The following is a 17,351-nucleotide window of genomic DNA, read 5'->3' as shown; positions in this document are numbered from 1 at the left end:
AAGCTTAGTCCATGTGGCTTTTAGCGACAGGATTAAGTGTTAGAAGTTGCTGAATGATAAATGCAAAAAACATAACAAGTACGCATCCTACTAAATTAAGCCAAAGAAAGGCCATCAAATCAAATTTCCAACATAAGATAACTATTACCTCTGCAATAATAGCTGCAATAAAAGTGGCGGATCCATTTATTTTTTTCATGTAGAACGCTACTACGAAAATGCCTAATATAGTGCCATAAAATAAGGAACCTAAAATATTAACCGCTTCTAGTAAATTGCCGAGCTTACTGGCATATAAGGCAATAATTATACAAAAAATACCCCAAGCAAAGGTCATCAGTCTAGAAATAGAAAGGTATCTGCCGTCACTCCCGTCTTTATGTATAAATCTTTTATAGATATCTATTACCGTGGTGGAAGCTAAAGAATTTAAGGCGCTTGCTGTAGACCCCATGGAAGCCAAAAAAATTATGGCTATAAGTAGTCCTACCAAACCTTTTGGCAGTTTCTCCGTTACGAAGTTGAGAAAGATATAGTTGTTGTCATTGGTGTCAGCCTTAGCATCATTTTTTTGCATCAAGTCCGTTAGACTTTTTCTAATGGTGGCCGTTTCTTCGTTTGCTTCGAGTAGTTTTTGCCGTATACCATTTATTGTGTGTTCATCATCCTTATCCAGGGCTTGACTTAATTGATTTATAAGTAGATGTTTCTCTGCAAAAATGTCTGAATAATTCTGTTTGATATCGGTAAGCTCGTCTTGAAATTGGCTTTTTTCAATTTTGTTGAGCTCTAACTTATTAAAAAAGAGAGGAGGCTGATTGTACTGATAGTAGGCAAATACTAGAATTCCTATCAGCAATATTAAAAATTGAAGGGGTACTTTGATAAGGCCATTCATTAATAATCCAAGTCGGCTATCTCGTATCGATGAGCCAGTTAAATACCTTCCAACTTGACTCTGGTCTGTACCAAAATAGGACAATTGAAGAAAAAAACCGCCGATTAAGCCACTCCATAAAGTATACTGATTATTCCAGTCAAATGAAAAGTCAATAGCGTTAGCCCTTCCCGATTTTCCGGCAATATGAAGTGCCTTAACTAAACCAATGTCTTCAGGCAACAAATGGACCACCATAAATCCTGCCGTAAGCAGACCTACAAAAATAATTCCCATCTGCAATAATTGGGTATAAGATACAGCCTTTGTACCGCCATAAACGGTATACACTACCACCACCGAGCCAATTAATAGTGTAGTATAATTAGCATCTATCTGTAAAATGCTTGATAAGATCACTGAAGGTGCATAGATAGTAATACCGGTAGATAAACCCCTTTGCAATAAAAATAGAAATGCAGTAAAAACGCGGGTTTTAACGTCAAAACGTCTTTCAAGATATTCGTAGGCAGTAAATACACGCATTCTATGAAAGATAGGCACAAAGGTGATGCTGAGTATTATCATTGCTAATGGCAACCCAAAATAGAACTGAGCAAAGCTCATACCCGAGGAATATGCCAGGCCGGGAGCTGAAAGGAAAGTGATGGCACTTGCTTGCGTGGCCATCACTGAAAAACCTATATGATACCAGGGAAGCGACTTATTCCCAAGTAGATAACCATCAATGTTTTTGCTGCCACGGCTTTTTAACATACCATAGCCAACAATTATAATAAGTGTACTACCAAGTACAATCCAGTCGATAACACTCATTCAAAGTGAATTTTGAATAAGTAAAACAAAAGGATTAAAATAACCAGCCATAGCAAGACTAGTAAATAGAACTGTTGCCAGCTATTTATAAAAGGGGGCAGGCCATTTGCTTTAGGCCGCTTCTTCCTCACTTTTTCGTTTTACTAGTACATTTAAGAAAAACATACCTATGAATAAACCTATCACAAGACCGCCCACTGCGCCCCAGAAAGATTCTCCGCAATAGCCACCCGTTAAAGCACCGAAGAATGCACCTATAAGATAGAATAATGAATCTGTGTTAATTTTTTTTTCTGCTTTTGTCTCCATTGTCTTTAATTGTTTTCTTTTGCCAGCAAATTTACAAATAATCTATATGCACCGGGCACTCCGGCAGGTAATTCTCTAAAAAAAGCCAACGATGTGTATACATATTTTCCCTTACCATATTTGGCTATCAACAATGATCCTCGATTGGAAGTCTCTCCAGGATCGTTCATTGCCAAAGGCGTGACGTACGCTTTATCTATATCTGTTGCAAAATATAATCCCCTCTCTTGAATCCAACCGTTGAAATCTTTCTCAGTGATTTTATTTGGAAATTGTAAAAGAGAATTTTGTGCATCTACTATACTAACAGGAGCATTTTCATCTGTAACTCTATCACGAGATATCGTAAATGGATAGGGACCTATTTGATTTGTTTTAAGTCCGCCACTAACATTATATTGTTCTACTAGGGTTCCGCCATTTTTAACGTAACTCAATAATTTTGGTTGTATGAAACGTATGCGATCGTTTACATTGTAAATCCGGATACCTGTTACAATAGCGTCATAAATGGATAGATCTTTATGCATAATATCGTTTTCTGAAAGAACATCCACAATTAATCCGATTTCACGTAATGACTGTGGAACCAGGTCGCCCGCCCCTGAAAGATAACCTATACGTTTGGCAGAAATTCCTGTTTCTACTTTACTTAATTTGGCGGTAGCTGGCGGAAACCAGGTAATCTGCGGAATATGTTGATAGCTAATAGTGTTAATTGATTTGGCAATCTCGGTGTTTTTAGTTTGATAGGAAACTTTAAAGGAGATAGAATCGTTCGTTGTCGCATTTTCCGCAGGGTAAATGGTAATACTTTTAGATTCTTCGTCATTACGATGATCTAGATCAACTTGGAAGAAAGCGGGTTCAGTGCGCCAGCCCTTAGGAAGTATGGGCGTGATCGTTGCATGTGTCTGCTCAGCATTGGAGATAAAAGAGACCTCCATTTCTTTTGGGTTTTTCCCGTTGAAGATAATCGCCTTCTGATGAAGATTGAGCGTTAATGGTGGGGCTATAACAAGCGGATTTTTTATCTCTCCTCTTACAGGATCATTAAAACTATAAACAATAGGAAATTCATAATCTATAATTTTACCCTCAATATTAAACGTTGCGGTAATCATAGGAAGATCATCTGCTTCCGGTTTACCAATTAATGTTTGATTATGTACCGAAAATGAGCCTAAACTATGAGGCTGAGCTAACCAATACGGCTGTGTGATGGCGTGTGCAACAAATGAAGATTTTATCCGTTCAAGCTGGTTATATTTTAACTGGAGAGATTTCTCAAATTTTTCATTTCCGCCATTTGCTTTTAAACTAATTAATGACGCAGATATGTTCTTTGCTTGGAGCACAACATTTGTATTTACGTCAACAGTTTCTCCTAAAGCATACTTCTGAATAGAAGCTTGGCTTTCCGTCCAAATTCCAGCACAGGCAAAGATAAGTTCTTTCACTTCTTTTGCTTTCTGTAAAGGCCAAGGGCTATTACCCAATTTTTCTAACGCTGTGAGTAATTCAATTAGGTCCTTAACTGAATGGGCCGGATATTCGACGTTAAAGGAGTCGTTAATTTTTTGGATCTGCGATTGTAGGTGCTGTGCATGAGGAACCCGCGACCAGTTCGTGTCGATACCATCAAAAAGGGAATGTTTCGGAGAACTTCCGGCAAGCGTTTCAAAATATTCGTACATTTCTCCCCGTTGAGGAGTAGAGCCGAAGCCTTGGCTCTTATGATTTGTTCTACTAATGGCCGCTATTTCACCATAGGTTCTGCCCAATAAAGAATTAAATTGACCGATATCTACAGAGAACTGTCCTTCTTTAATGGTGTTTGCGCTCCCAAAATTATAGGTATTCCATAATATACGTTTGGCTTGCCAGGGCTTTACATACTTTAGCTGTTCAGGGAACTTAGCTGGATCGGCAGCGGCTTTAAATGCTTCTTGTGCGATTAAGGAAGAGGCTTGATGGTGGCCGTGCCCTGCTCTAGGATCTCCGGGAAACCGGGTGATGATGACATCAGGTTGGAAGTTACGTATTACCCAAACAGCATCAGCTAATATTTTTTCCTTATTCCATATTTTAAATGTTTCAGCAAAAGTCTTGGAAAAGCCGAAATCATTTGCCGTTGAGAAGAATTGCTCGCCTCCGTCATCCCCTCGCGCAGCGAGTAGCTCCTGCGTTCTAACCAAACCAAGTTCTTCCGCTTGCTCAGTCCCAATTAGATTTTGTCCACCATCGCCCCGCGTAAGGGATAGATATCCTGTGCGGTACAACTTTTCATTGGCTAGCCAGCTGATAAGCCTTGTGTTTTCGTCATCAGGATGGGCGGCGAAATATAAAACGCTCCCAAGTGTATTTAGTTTTTGTATTTTCAATTTTAATGACGCGGCATTGCTGCTCGAGGCGCTTTGAGCGAATGAAAAATTGGTAATTAAGCTAATGCTTAAGGACGTAATAAGTAATTTAATCCGTCTAGAATACATCATTCGTGTTAAATTAGCGGTTCTTCAAAAAGGATGAGAGCTTATTAACGGCAATAAACCGATGACTTATACTATTCTTTTCCTTTTGGCTCATTTCGGCAAAAGTTTTTTTATGACCTTCAGGTATGAAGATAGGATCATAGCCAAAACCTTCGATTCCCATACGTGTGTGGGTAATAGTTCCGTTTATTACGCCCTCAAAAAGATAATGCTCGCCTTTCAGTCGGAGAGATATAACCGTACGAAAGTGTGCTGCTCTGTTTTGGTGATTACCCAATTTAGCTAATAGTAAATTTATATTCTGCTCCATATCCCTTGAACCTGAATATCTTGCAGAATATACCCCTGGCTCGTTGTTTAAGGCAGTTACCTCCAGTCCGGAATCGTCGGCAAAGCAATCTAGGCCAAAATGTTTTACAATATATTCGCTCTTAAGGCCTGCGTTTCCTTCGAAGGTATCGGCCGTTTCTGGAATATCTTCGGTGCATCCAATATCTATTAAAGATTTTAAAGTAAACTGTCCTTTCAATATGGTCTGTACTTCTTCTATCTTATGCAGATTATTAGTAGCAAATACTAAATTGTTCATGAATGCTATAAAGTTTTAACTTGTTGCCAAAATGTCTTTTTTTTCTCTATGTCAGTGAGCATTTCCTCAAATGAAAAGGTATACAGCACCCTAATATTGTTAAGAGTAGTGGGATCGTTCAACAATAGTCCGTTTAGCGCTAACTGTGTTGGAGACGCTCCTGCTAATATAACCTTTCGCGGGTCAAAGTAGGTGCAAATTTGATCGAAATATAAAACAGGAGGATAATTGCCAACATTGAGAACCGCTATATCTTCCATAGAAAGCCCTAAGGCATTAATGGTTTTGGAAAAGGCATCATGAGCGGCGGTGGAAAAGTACTCGTGTTTGCTGTTGTTTATAATATATAGAATTTGATTTTTATTTCCTCCTAAAAATTGGTAGGCTGGAGATACTTCTGCCAGCGGTTCTTGATTCGGTTCTTCATCTTTTTTTGCGATCTCAAAGGCATATACCGTCTCGTTTAGGAGAAAGCGCAACGCATATGGATTATTGGTGTTTAATGTTGTCATTGGAGATGAATTTAAGGCCATCGGATTTCATTTCGGTCGAGATGACTTGTGTTGCCATTTGGGCAAAAAATGCTAAATGGGTTCTTGTAAATTATAACGAAAATATAAGAATTTTATCCTAGTTGCAAGCGCTCGAAGGTAAAAAAGGATAATTGTGATTTAAGAAACAGACTTGTTACGATTTAATACTGTCATTACATTTTTGTTTAGTAAACCGGATTGATACCATTTGCTCCCTTCAAATAACCACAGAAGATGTAGCGCAAAGAAGGTCCCAATTAATGAACCAGCTAACAAATCTTTAAAAAAATGTTGTGATAAGTAGACTCTTGAAAGAGCAACAATAAGCGCCATAAAGAAAAATAGAACTTGTTTGTTTTTCGAGGTTGCCATATATGAAAGTGTAATGGCCAATGAAAAAACACAGGTGGTATGGCCGGATGGAAAACTTAATGAATTTTGGAGAACATAGTTTTTGATTGTATATATAGGCGTGATATCTTCAAAATAAATGGAAGGTCTTGGATGTTGGACAATTAGTTTAATTACTTGCGTAAAGAAACCTGTATATAACATAGTCGCTAGCAGCACGAGTGAATACTTGAATCTAATAAATAAACAAAAAATTGCGAAACCCAATGTTACAGGCCAATCTCCTAAATGAGTAATAACCATAAAAATTTTATCTGCTGTATTGTTATGTAATCGATTTACCGCTAAAAATAATGCTGCCTGTGAATAGATTAAGGAACAGATAATGCCAATCAGCTGAAAAATAAGGAGTAACGTAATAAATATAAGAAACTGTTTTATAAAAAGAAGATAGCTGTTATGATGACTGCTGATTTGGTTCATAGCGTCTGTGTATTATAGCGAATGATTAACTTTATTCATCCAAACATACTAGAAAAATATTAAAAGTCTTATCATATATATTGTTGTTAAATTTCGTTAAATATGGATAAGAGTGTAAGGGATTGTGTAACTTAGCACCTTTAAACAGCAATATAATAGAAATAGAAATACAACAAATGAAGAAATATGTCGGTTTGTTAGCACTTTTAACAATTTTTTGCATTGTTGGCGTCGAAGCTCAGGATGTAAAAGTGATTGATAAGGTGGCTGCTGTTGTTGGTGGAAATATTATTCTCCAATCTGATATTGAAATGCAATATGCGCAATACCTGTCGGAAGGAAATAATCCAAACCCCAGCATAAGGTGTAATATTTTGGAGCAGTTATTAACCAATAAATTATTAACACAACAAGCGGTTATTGACTCCATCGAGGTAGGAGAAGATGAAGTTGATGACAATATTAATAACAGGCTTCGTTATATGACCAGGCAGGCTGGAGGACAAGAGCAACTAGAGAAATTTCTAAACCGGTCATTACTTCAGTATAAGGAAGAGATGCGACCAGCGGTAAAGGAACAGCTGATTGCACAAAAAATGCAGGCAAAAATTACTGAAAAAACCGGTATTACTCCACTTGAAGTAAAACGCTATTTTGAAAAAATACCTAAAGATAGCTTGCCGAATTATAATACTGAAGTTGAAGTTGGAGAAATCGTCATATATCCTAAATTGACCAAAGAAGAGAAACAGCCCTTTTATGATAGAGCAGAGTCACTTAGGATGGGTATCAAAGCTGGGGACGACTTTGGCACCATGGCCCGCTTGTATTCTCAAGACCCTGGTTCGGCTTCTGCGGGTGGTGATCTTGGCTTTTTTGACAGGAGTAGTATGGTTAAAGAATTTACCTCAGTAGCTTTCAGGTTAAAACCAGGAGAAATTTCTAACGTATTTGAATCAGAGTATGGTTTTCACTTTTTGCAGGTGTTAGAACGCAGAGGAGAACAGGTAAGAGCTAGGCACATACTTATTGGAGTAAAACCTAATGAAACCAGTATGCAAAGAGCTAAAAAACAAATTGATAGCATGTATACGCAAGTAAAGGACAATAAAATTCCGTTTTCCACAGCAGCGGCTCTATATTCCGGTAATGAAATGAGTAAATATAATGGTGGTATGATGTTGAATGCAGCAAATCAACAAAGTCGAACTACCTACATTCCCGTAGACCAATTAGATGCAGCTGATTTCTCCGCTATAGATACTTTAAAAGCTGGGGGATACTCGAAACCTTATGAGTTTGCTGATCCTCAAACCAAAAAGAGCGGCTATCGATTTCTATACCTAAAATCAAGAACTGAGCCACACCGTGCATCGTTGGAAAAAGATTATGCAAAAATAAAGGAGCTTGCTGAAGCTGACAAATTAAATAGGGTGGTTAGCGAATGGTTTGAAGAACGTAGGAAAACCACTTATATTAGAATAGACGATGAATTTACCACCTGCTCAGAATTGAAAGATTGGATGAAGGATGCACAAAACAATGCACAGGCAAGTAAATAATTAAGTAATTGAATCAGCATAGGGAGGGCGAAAGAATGTTAAATCTTTCGCCTTTTATTTTTTGAAGTACATATCCACCACTACTTTCCACTTAGCATCTGTCTGCACTTCCCAGATCCTAATATAGCGGCAATTGATTTGTTCATTACCTTTACGTATAATGGCCTCTCCACTGCTGTAAGCTAATTCACCGCTATACGTCCTATCTACTTTCTCAACGGAGGAGGATTCGATGATTATTTCCTGTTTCTGTAAAAGAGATTTTATATTTTTTAATCCTACAATCGGGTTATAGGAAGGAATATAAATCCGTGCATCTGCCGATAAAAATTCGTTAAATGCGGTCAAATTATCAGCTTTTAATATAGTAGAAAAAAGTTGATCCGTACTGAAGATAATATCTTCGCGCTGTTTAATGCGTGCTTTTGAACGCAGTTTCCTGAATTTGTTATTTGCAGGGCTTTCAAATATTGTGTTTACATCTCCCCTGGGTTTCCCATGCTCACTTATTGCACGATAGGCAATTTTCCAAACCCCCTTTCGGTCTCTTTTCCATAAACATAAATATTCGCCAAACTTTTTACTATAGCCAACGCTTTGCCAATCGGTAGGCCCTGTGGTAAAGCCCCATTCATTGCTTTTTGAGACCTTAGCATAAATTGGTTTCCAGGTCATGACGTCTGGTAGCTTTGGCTTTCCATTTAAATAAGATAAGGCATTTATCGGGGAAGGAACGAAAAACGTTGTATATTCATCAGAATATGTTTTATAGGCCGTTAAAAGCCCCCTATTCTTGGCTAAGACAGACATGTTATATTCTGCAGATATGAGCTCGTTCACTTGCTCGCTAAGATCCTGCTGCGCATAGCTCATAGCGCTAAAAACAAATGTATATAAGGTAATTAAAAAGGTTCTTAACATATTTAACAATACTTCGCTTTTATCAAAAAAATAAATTTGCGAGGGTGTCAAGTAAATTTATATCTACTTGTTTAGAGATAATACTATAAATGATTCAATTTTAATCAGGATTTACTCCAGATAGTCCCCTCTTTACTATCTTTTAATTGAAAACCAATTTCCTGCAAGCTATTACGTATCAAATCGGATGTCGAATAGTCTTTAGCAATCTTAGCTTCATGACGTAATTTGATAAGAAAGTCCATGAGCTTCTCTAAATCTCCATTATTTTCAGCACTGTCTTCCTTTAGTCCCAATATGTTATAGACGAAGTCATTGATTAATAAATGTAACTGCTCTAGTCCTTTCAAGTCAATTTTGGTTTTGCCATCATAAACGCTATTTATAATACGTACTACTTCGAATAGCTCGGCAATAAGTATTGGGCTATTAAAGTCATCATCCATAGCTTGTATGCATCTATCTTTTATTTCCGCAATATTAACTTCCGATGTGTTGGAGGCCTTTAGTTTCGGAAGTAGCGCAATTGCATTCATTAATCTTTTATATCCTTTATCGGATGCTTCTAATGCTTCATTAGAGAAGTCTAACGTGCTTCTATAATGTGCCTGAAGCATAAAAAAGCGTACGGACATAGGGGCATAACCACGATTTAACAGTGGATGATTACCGGAAAAGAGCTCATGAGGAAGGAAACCGTTTCCTGCTGACTTTGACATACGTGCACCATTTACCGTTAACATGTTGGTGTGCATCCAATATTTTGCCGGTGCAGTTTGATTGCAGGCTTGAGATTGCGCTATTTCGTTTGTATGATGAGTAGCCGCTAAGTCCATTCCTCCTCCGTGAATGTCGAACTGATTTCCTAAATATTTATTGCTCATGGCCGAACATTCTATATGCCAGCCTGGAAATCCAATACCCCAAGGGGATGGCCAGCGCATGATATGCTCAGGTTTAGCCTTAATCCAAAGTGCAAAATCCAATCTTCCTTTTTTTTCATCTTGCCCCCCGAGTTCGCGCGTATTGTTCAGCATGTCTTCTAACTGCCTGTTTGTAAGCAAAGTATAGTCGTTGGTTTGGCTGTATTTTTCAACATCAAAGTATACAGTACCATTTACCTCGTAGGCATAACCGTTTTCAATAATTTGCTTCACCATCTCAATCTGTTCAGATATATGACCGGTAGCTGTTGGTTCAATACTTGGCGGTAAAGTGTTAAACAAACGGAGTACGTCGTGGAAGCCTAGTGTGTATTTTTGAACAATTTCCATTGGCTCCAATTGCTCCAGCTTAGCCTTTTTTGCAAACTTGTCATCACCTTCATCACGGTCACCTTCGAGGTGACCGGCGTCTGTGATATTACGGACATAACGTACCTTATAGCCGAGATATAGTAGATATCGAAAGATGAGATCGAACGAAACAAATGTACGGCAATTGCCTAAATGAACATCACTATACACAGTAGGACCGCATACATATAAGCCTACTAAAGGGGGATTGATGGGTTCAAAAAGCTCTTTTCTTCTGCTAAGTGTGTTGTAAATGACTAATTTGCTATCCATTCGTAAATGTAGTTTTTCCTGTAAGAACTTGAATGATTATTTTTTAACAAGGTCGTACCGCTATTCAAGTTGCGAATTTAATAATTTCATTCGTAATAAACTCGTTACTCTGCGTATATGCGTTTATATGGTGATTTTATTACCAAAATGTGTAAATCAAAGATAATCACATTATAATTTTAAATCGCTCCAAACGGCATAATGGTCTGATAATTTCTTTTTTAGAATTTGATAGTTTCTGACTTCAAAATTTTTTGAAGACAGAATATAGTCGATCTGAAAATTTGGAAAATCCCCATTATATGTAACGCCCCAACCGCTCCCCTTTTCGCTAAAACTATTATTCAAATTACTTGAAATGGTATTAACAGCATAAGATAAGGGAGTATCGTTAAAATCTCCTGTAATTATAAAGGGTTTTCGACATCGGTCTATATCTTCTTTTACATGTTTAGCCTGTATGCTACGTTCTAAAAACGCTCTTTTTAACCGACCACCTATCCTCTTAGTTGAAGCCACATTGTCGGGTTCAAAGGCACGTTTTTGAACATCTTTTACAAAGGCATAATCCTGTGGCTGGAAGCCTATAGATTGAAGATGAATATTATAGACCCGAAATGACCGTCCGTCTTTTACTATGTCGGTATAGATTACCTCATTTAAAGTCCTCTTTCCTTTATAAGCCGGAATTGAGCCGGCGTTTTTGATAGGGTAACGTGACAGTATAATGAGTCCATAGGCCTCATATTCATTCTCGATAACTGGATGGAAATAGCTGAATGGTAGACCTAAAGACGCTGTCATTTGCCGTTTGATATTATGCTTGCCCTTTTTTCGGGTATAAAACTCCTGTAAACAAACTATATCGGGAGAGACCGATTTGATAAGTTCAGTAACCTCTTCTTTTGTTTTCGGTTGAACATCGCTATCTTCCCGTCGGAATAAATGTATGTTATAAGTAAGTACTCGAATAGAAGAGGAATCAGGATGTTTAATAACTTTTTCTTCAGGTGCCGCATGAAGGCCAAAGTGTTTTTTCAAGGGGGCGTATCCAACTAGAATAAAAAGTAAAGAAAGAGCTAAATATTTTGAGCGTTTTATAGTCCAAAAGATTATAAATAGCATATTAAGCAGCAGCAGTAATGGATAAGCAATCCCAAAAAAGGCAATCGGCCAAAAAGTATTAGGATTAATGTACGGAGCCAAATAACTAAGTAGCAACGCCATTACGCATAATAGATTAACCCCTAAAATTACCCATGTGAGCGAGCCTGTTTTTTTCTTTTTTTTACGGGGCGGCATGCGTTTACAGTTTAGTCCTGATCCTGTTTTCCTGCATTAAACAAAGCCTCTTTTTCTGCTTTGCTTAGGCTATTATAGCCTGACTGTGAGATTTTATCCAATATACTATCAATATATTCTTGATTGGTAAAGGGTGTTTTACCCTTTGGGCCTTTTTCATTTTTTATAACTCTCAGTTTTTTATTTCTAGCTTTAAATAGTTTGCTCCAATCATTTCCTCTTCTAAGTTGAATAATATAAAGAAATCCAAAAAGTCCACCACCAAGATGCGCAAGGTTTCCGCCAATGTTGTTGCCGGCCAACCCTAGGATATTCAATACGATGAAGGCAGCGGCCAGATATTTTAAGCGAACATTGCCGAAAAAAAGCATGCGAATGGTATAGTCCGGAACCAGTGTTGCTGTAGCGATAACCACAGCATAAACACTTCCTGATGAACCTATAAGAATTGCCTGTTGGGCTTGGAATGCAGGAATGAATTGATATAGAATGAGAAAAATAATTCCTCCAGTTAACCCGCCTGCAATATAGGTGAAGGTCAATTGTCTGTTATTAAGGAAGTCTAGAAAGATTATTCCGATCCAATAAAGCCAAAGCATGTTAAACAGAAAGTGGAAAAAATCTTGCTGCGTAAACATATATGTCAGAATAGTCCAAGGCTTATATAAAAGAGCACCTAGATCTGCGGGCAGCGCAAGCTGTCTCAACAATAAAGGGGCAATTCCAGTTCTAGCAAAAAAATCTACCAGTACAAGAATGCCTAGCAATAAAAAAATAAGGGTATTAATCGCTATAAAGAAGTTAAGCTTATTGCCTGATTGGAATGCTTTATAATACAATTCGCCTAAAAAAGATTTCTTCATAAATATTAACTAATGTCTAATTGTGAACTCAACTCCAAAATCCGGGTCTTTTTATACCCCAAATTTTGATTAATATAAAACCGAACAGGGCTCCGCCCAAGTGCGCGAAATGTGCAACGGAGTCGCCGGCAAATTTTGATACACCCAAAAATAACTCCAACACAATATAAATAGGAATAAATATTTTAGCTTTTATGGGTATGGGAATAAACATTAAATATAGCTCAGTGTTAGGAAATAGATAGCCAAAAGCTACTAATAAACCGAAGATAGCACCCGAGGCCCCAACCATTGGCGTAAAATATATGGAGGTCAAGGTGTTGAAATTTGCTTGCGATAAGCCGTCAATTTTACTTCTTACCATGCCGGTTTCCATATCAAAGTCAAGAATACTTTTAGCAGATATAGAACCTGTAATTTGAAAGATTTCAAATGCCTGCACCGCAAATTGGAGAGCCAGGGCTCCTAGACCGGTTATAAGATAAAAATAAATAAATCTTTTGGACCCCATAATCCTTTCTAAAATGGGCCCAAACATAAATAACGCAAACATATTGAAAAATATATGCGCCAAACCACCTCTTGCTATGTTTCCATGCATGAACATGTAACTGATAGGCTGCCACCAATGAAACATAGGTGAGTCTAAATAATATACAGGAAATATGGTGTACGCATACTTAAACAGAAAGTTTGCGCCTATAAAACAAATGATGTTTGCTATAAGCAAGTTCTTTATTACAGGAGGTAATCCGCCAAACGGGGAGGATGGATTATTTAGCATATCTATTATATCAGGTTATTTTTCAAATTTCTCTAAAAGCTCCTTCAGGGTAAAGGTAATAATTATGGGTTTACCGCTCAAAGAAATATTCGGACTTGTGCAGGCAAAAAGCTTATCAATTATATCGTTCATCTCATCCGGGCCGAGCGCTGTTCCTGCTTTTATAGAAGCATTTCGCGCCAGACTTCTGGCGAGGTTTTCCCTTTTATTTAATTTTAACTCATTTTGATTATTTTTATATGCCTCTAACAATTGCTCTAAAACTTGAGATTCGCTGATACCAGAACCAATGTCGGCAGGAATGCCCTCCACGACAAAGGTATTTTTGCCAAAAGCCCTTATCTGGAAACCTAATGCATGGATATCCGGAAGCAAGTCATTGATAAGCTCAAAATCAGCTGTATTTAAGTGAATTGTTTGCGGAAATAAGCTTTGTTGGCTCGCCCCTTGATGGTTTTCCAATTGTTGTAGGAAGCGTTCAAATAAAATGCGCTCATGGGCCGCTTGTTGGTCAATTAACATAAATCCAGATCTTATCTGCGATAAAATAAAGCGGTTATGTAATTGAAATATGGTTTTTCCAGCTGGTTTCTCTTGTTGTTCATCAACCGTATTTAACGGTTCTTGTTTGTTCGCTGAATCGAATGTTAGCTGCTGACTATTTGTTTTATGTGCAATTTCATATAAAGTGTCCCAATTTTGAGGAATTCCACCAATCTTTTTTTCAAAGGATTCAGTGTAGTTGCTATGTCTTTCTTTCGGTTGGTTATTACCTATGTCGAAAGGGTTAAATTGGGGATTAAAGTTGATCGTTGGGGGTATGATATCTTCCGTTTTTTTCTGAGAAATCATGTGGCTAAAGCCTGTCTCTTGGTTAAAGTCTAAACTTGGCGTAATATTATACTTTCCAAGAGAACGTTTAACTGCCGAACGAATGATAGCATAGATCGATTTTTCATCTTGATATTTAATTTCGGTTTTAGTAGGATGTACATTAATATCAATTTGGGCAGGTTCAATCTCGATAAATAACACGTATAATGGAAAACTTTCTGCGGGAAGAATCTCGTCATAAGCATTCAGCACCGCATGGTTAAGATAAGGGTCTTTTATAAATCGGTTGTTGACAAAAAAATACTGCTCTCCCCTTGTTTTCTTGGCATATTCGGGTTTACCAATAAACCCATTTAAGTTGATGATCGTTGTCGATTCTTCTACAGGTACCAAGCGTTGGTTATAATTATTTCCAAAAATATGAATGATCCGTTGCTTTAATCCTTCGGCTGGAAGATGGAACATTTCGTTTCCATCACTATGTAAACTGAAGAAAATTTTTGGATGTGCCAACGCCACACGTTGAAATTCCTCTATAATGTGCCGCATCTCTACAGGATTGCTTTTTAAGAAATTGCGGCGGGCAGGGGTGTTAAAAAAAAGATTTTTAATAGAAATACTTGTGCCCGGAGCAGCGGCTATCGGTTCCTGACTGGTTATTTGTGTGCCTTCGATAACAATACAAGTTCCTAGCTCATCCTCGTGCCTTCTCGTTTTAAGTTCTACATGGGCAATTGCGGCAATTGATGCCATCGCTTCTCCTCTAAAACCCATCGTACGTATCGCAAAAAGATCTTCAGCTTTTCGTATTTTTGAGGTGGCATGCCGTTCAAAACAAAGGCGGGCATCTGTAATACTCATACCACAACCATTATCGATTACCTGGATCAATGTTTTCCCGGCATCTTTTATTATCAGTTGAATTTTATCAGCACCAGCATCGATAGCGTTCTCTATCAGTTCTTTAACTGCAGATGCCGGGCGTTGCACTACCTCGCCAGCCGCAATTTGATTAGCTACTGCATCGGGCAGTAATTTAATGATATCAGACATACCCTGCGAATTTACGAATTTGATATGACACTATCTTTATTTAGCTGTGCAAGCTTCTTGTCAAATCTCTCTAACTCTTCTTCTGTCGTATCAAATGAACACATTAGCCTAACTTCATGACTTGCTTCTTCCCAAATATAAAAAGAGGCTATTTCTTGGAGAGGCTTTATCCATGAGGGGGGGAAACGTGCAAAAATAGCATTAGCCTCCACTGGCTTTGTTAATTTGATGGAAGCATACTTTTTAAGCAATTCTTCTAACTGTTTCGTTTTATTTATTGCTGTGGCACTATACGTTTTCCAATGCTGTAGCAAGGCCAAAAACTGTGCAGCTATAAAGCGGTTTTTGGAAGCTAATTGCATGCTTCTCTTGTGGAGAAATGAGCTGTGCTCCATACATTTTTGATTAAGGATAAGAACAGCCTCTCCGTAAAGCATGCCGGCTTTCGTCCCGCCGATGGATATAACATCTGCACCGCTGGCGACAATTATATCTTTTAACTCACAGCCAAGGGCCGTAGCGGCAGTAAAAATTCTAGCCCCATCAATATGTAGCAAAATGCCATGCTGGGCGGTAATAGCTCTGATTTGTTGTAATTCTTCCAAGGTGTAAAGCGTGCCGTATTCAGTTGGCTGTGCAATGCTCAAGGTAGTTGCTTGTGGATGATGTAAATCTCCTTGTCTTTTTATTGACCTTGTAATGACGTCCATAGTGAGCTTTCCCCTATCGTCAACAGAAAGGGGTATTAATCGACACCCCATAAGCGTTTCCGGTGCAGTAGATTCGTCTACATATATATGAGCGGTTTCAGCGCAAAGTATTGCACTATAGGGAAGTATTGTACAACTTAAGCCGAAAAGATTTGCCCCTGTTCCATTAAAAACCAAGTGCATTTTAAATGGTATCTCTAATAATGAGGATAATGTATCTTCTAATAGTTTTGTGGTGCTATCATTACCGTAAGCGGGCTTGTGAGATTTGTTTTCAGCTACTAAGGCTTCTATTACCTCAGGAATAGCTCCTGCATAGTTGTCGCTAGCAAATGATTTCATGAACGTTAATTTTTTGTTCAAAGGTAACCCAAAAGCGACTTAACACAAAGACCGCCGAAATGTTATATCGGCGGTCTTTGTAAATTAACAATTAAAAAATCTTGGTCTTTAAGCTGGCTTCATTGCATGACACATCACTGCGTTAGAATATACTATTAGCTGTTTAAAAAAGCGACTTAAAGTATTAACCTTTAACATTAGTAAATTTACGGAAATTATTTTTTTTAAATAAATTAGTTTTCAACAAATAAGAAGGTTTTCAACATGTTTTTGTGGAAAACGTTGAAGGCGTGACAGTTGAAATTTGGAGGGGTTATAAAAGGTGTTTTAATAGAAAGAGCAAATAATTAATATTACTTGCTCTTTCTTTGATTGAAGTTTTATTTGTCAATAGAACCTAATACTCTTTTCATAAAGGTATTAAGTGCTTCCTTTTTATCCAGGCCTTCTTCTCGAACTAATTTATTAACTTCGATAGCGCCATACATATTGGAGATTAACTCACCGATTACATCCAACTCTTCATCTTTTAAGGAAGAGACTTCTGTTAAAGATTCTAATGTTTCTATTGCTTCTAAAACATAGTCTTCATCGTTTTCCTCGATAAACGTTGTTAAATGCTTAATTATTGGTAACTTCATTTACTAATTGTGTTAAGGCATCCAGTTTGTTTGTTTGTATTTGATTGATGAGTTTACCACCTCTGAACGCCGCAAATGTCGGTAAATTGTTAACATTCGCTAATTTTCTAGATTCAGGAAGTTTTTCTGCATCCACTATAACAAATGGAATTTTTTCATTGTCTGAAGCCAGTTTTTTAAATTTTGGTTTCATAATTTTACAGTTACCGCACCATGACGCTGCATATTGTACCAATACAACATCATTTTCGTTTACAATAGCTGCTAAATTATCTTGTTCTAATTCTTGTAACATATCAG

Annotated in this window: 16 protein-coding genes; 1 reads left to right on the top strand and 15 read right to left on the bottom strand. The window is 37.6% G+C overall.

All coding sequences use genetic code 11. The features are described 5' to 3' along the window. Positions 1–4: 4 nt before the first annotated feature. The 6 genes from BMY50_RS21345 to BMY50_RS21320 all read right to left on the bottom strand — a co-directional run bounded on the left by BMY50_RS21345 (position 5) and on the right by BMY50_RS21320 (position 6,471). Entirely contained in the window at positions 5–1,714 is a 1,710-nt protein-coding gene (locus BMY50_RS21345; protein ID WP_093328820.1) for a sodium:solute symporter, read from the bottom strand. Between the two features lie 111 nt (positions 1,715–1,825). Continuing rightward, on the bottom strand, positions 1,826–2,023 hold the full coding sequence (locus BMY50_RS21340) for a hypothetical protein (RefSeq protein WP_093328818.1): 198 nt from the start codon (positions 2,021–2,023) through the stop codon (positions 1,826–1,828). Between the two features lie 5 nt (positions 2,024–2,028). Next, on the bottom strand, positions 2,029–4,518 hold the full coding sequence (locus tag BMY50_RS21335; protein ID WP_093328816.1) for a PIG-L family deacetylase: 2,490 nt from the start codon (positions 4,516–4,518) through the stop codon (positions 2,029–2,031). 10 nt (positions 4,519–4,528) lie between these two features. Beyond that, the gene (locus BMY50_RS21330; RefSeq protein ID WP_093328813.1) at positions 4,529–5,104 is read right to left on the bottom strand and encodes a non-canonical purine NTP diphosphatase; all 576 of its coding nucleotides are present in this window, start codon (positions 5,102–5,104) and stop codon (positions 4,529–4,531) included. 5 nt (positions 5,105–5,109) lie between these two features. Next, positions 5,110–5,616 carry a hypothetical protein gene (locus BMY50_RS21325; RefSeq protein WP_093328810.1) on the bottom strand — a complete coding sequence of 169 codons (507 nt, stop codon included), beginning with the start codon at positions 5,614–5,616 and terminating at the stop codon, positions 5,110–5,112. Between the two features lie 159 nt (positions 5,617–5,775). Further along, complete coding sequence (locus tag BMY50_RS21320; RefSeq protein WP_093328807.1) at positions 5,776–6,471, bottom strand: phosphatase PAP2 family protein; 696 nt, start codon at positions 6,469–6,471, stop codon at positions 5,776–5,778. Between the two features lie 176 nt (positions 6,472–6,647). Between BMY50_RS21320 and BMY50_RS21315 the strand changes: the two genes are divergently transcribed. Then, positions 6,648–8,033, top strand: coding sequence for a peptidylprolyl isomerase (locus BMY50_RS21315; RefSeq protein WP_093328804.1), 1,386 nt, complete (start codon positions 6,648–6,650; stop codon positions 8,031–8,033). Between the two features lie 54 nt (positions 8,034–8,087). Here BMY50_RS21315 and BMY50_RS21310 read toward each other — a convergent pair whose 3' ends face one another. The 9 genes from BMY50_RS21310 to BMY50_RS21270 all read right to left on the bottom strand — a co-directional run bounded on the left by BMY50_RS21310 (position 8,088) and on the right by BMY50_RS21270 (position 17,346). Next, complete coding sequence (locus tag BMY50_RS21310; protein WP_139202306.1) at positions 8,088–8,954, bottom strand: hypothetical protein; 867 nt, start codon at positions 8,952–8,954, stop codon at positions 8,088–8,090. Between the two features lie 104 nt (positions 8,955–9,058). Next, positions 9,059–10,522 (bottom strand): cysteine--tRNA ligase, encoded by a 1,464-nt coding sequence (gene cysS / locus BMY50_RS21305; protein WP_093328800.1) that lies wholly within the window; start codon positions 10,520–10,522, stop codon positions 9,059–9,061. Positions 10,523–10,693: 171 nt separating this feature from the next. Continuing rightward, on the bottom strand, positions 10,694–11,824 hold the full coding sequence (locus BMY50_RS21300) for an endonuclease/exonuclease/phosphatase family protein (protein ID WP_093328797.1): 1,131 nt from the start codon (positions 11,822–11,824) through the stop codon (positions 10,694–10,696). Positions 11,825–11,835: 11 nt separating this feature from the next. After that, complete coding sequence (locus BMY50_RS21295; protein WP_093328794.1) at positions 11,836–12,687, bottom strand: rhomboid family intramembrane serine protease; 852 nt, start codon at positions 12,685–12,687, stop codon at positions 11,836–11,838. A 28-nt stretch (positions 12,688–12,715) separates the two neighbouring features. Further along, positions 12,716–13,471: a rhomboid family intramembrane serine protease gene (locus tag BMY50_RS21290; protein WP_093328792.1), complete on the bottom strand. Its 756-nt coding sequence runs from the start codon at positions 13,469–13,471 to the stop codon at positions 12,716–12,718. Positions 13,472–13,486: 15 nt separating this feature from the next. Next, positions 13,487–15,358 (bottom strand): DNA mismatch repair endonuclease MutL, encoded by a 1,872-nt coding sequence (gene mutL / locus BMY50_RS21285; RefSeq protein ID WP_093328790.1) that lies wholly within the window; start codon positions 15,356–15,358, stop codon positions 13,487–13,489. 11 nt (positions 15,359–15,369) lie between these two features. After that, positions 15,370–16,410, bottom strand: a complete 1,041-nt coding sequence (locus tag BMY50_RS21280; RefSeq protein ID WP_093328787.1) for a threonine aldolase family protein — start codon at positions 16,408–16,410, stop codon at positions 15,370–15,372. A 380-nt stretch (positions 16,411–16,790) separates the two neighbouring features. Continuing rightward, positions 16,791–17,051, bottom strand: a complete 261-nt coding sequence (locus BMY50_RS21275; protein WP_093328784.1) for a DUF6952 family protein — start codon at positions 17,049–17,051, stop codon at positions 16,791–16,793. Continuing rightward, positions 17,032–17,346, bottom strand: coding sequence for a thioredoxin family protein (locus tag BMY50_RS21270; protein ID WP_093328781.1), 315 nt, complete (start codon positions 17,344–17,346; stop codon positions 17,032–17,034). Before BMY50_RS21270 ends, BMY50_RS21275 begins: the two co-directional genes overlap by 20 nt. Between the last annotated feature and the right edge of the window lie 5 nt (positions 17,347–17,351).

Source organism: Olivibacter domesticus, assembly GCF_900109575.1.
In the GTDB taxonomy this organism is placed as follows: domain Bacteria; phylum Bacteroidota; class Bacteroidia; order Sphingobacteriales; family Sphingobacteriaceae; genus Olivibacter; species Olivibacter domesticus.
Note: the sequence above shows the minus strand (reverse complement) of the source record. Positions and strands in the feature narration are given on the sequence as shown.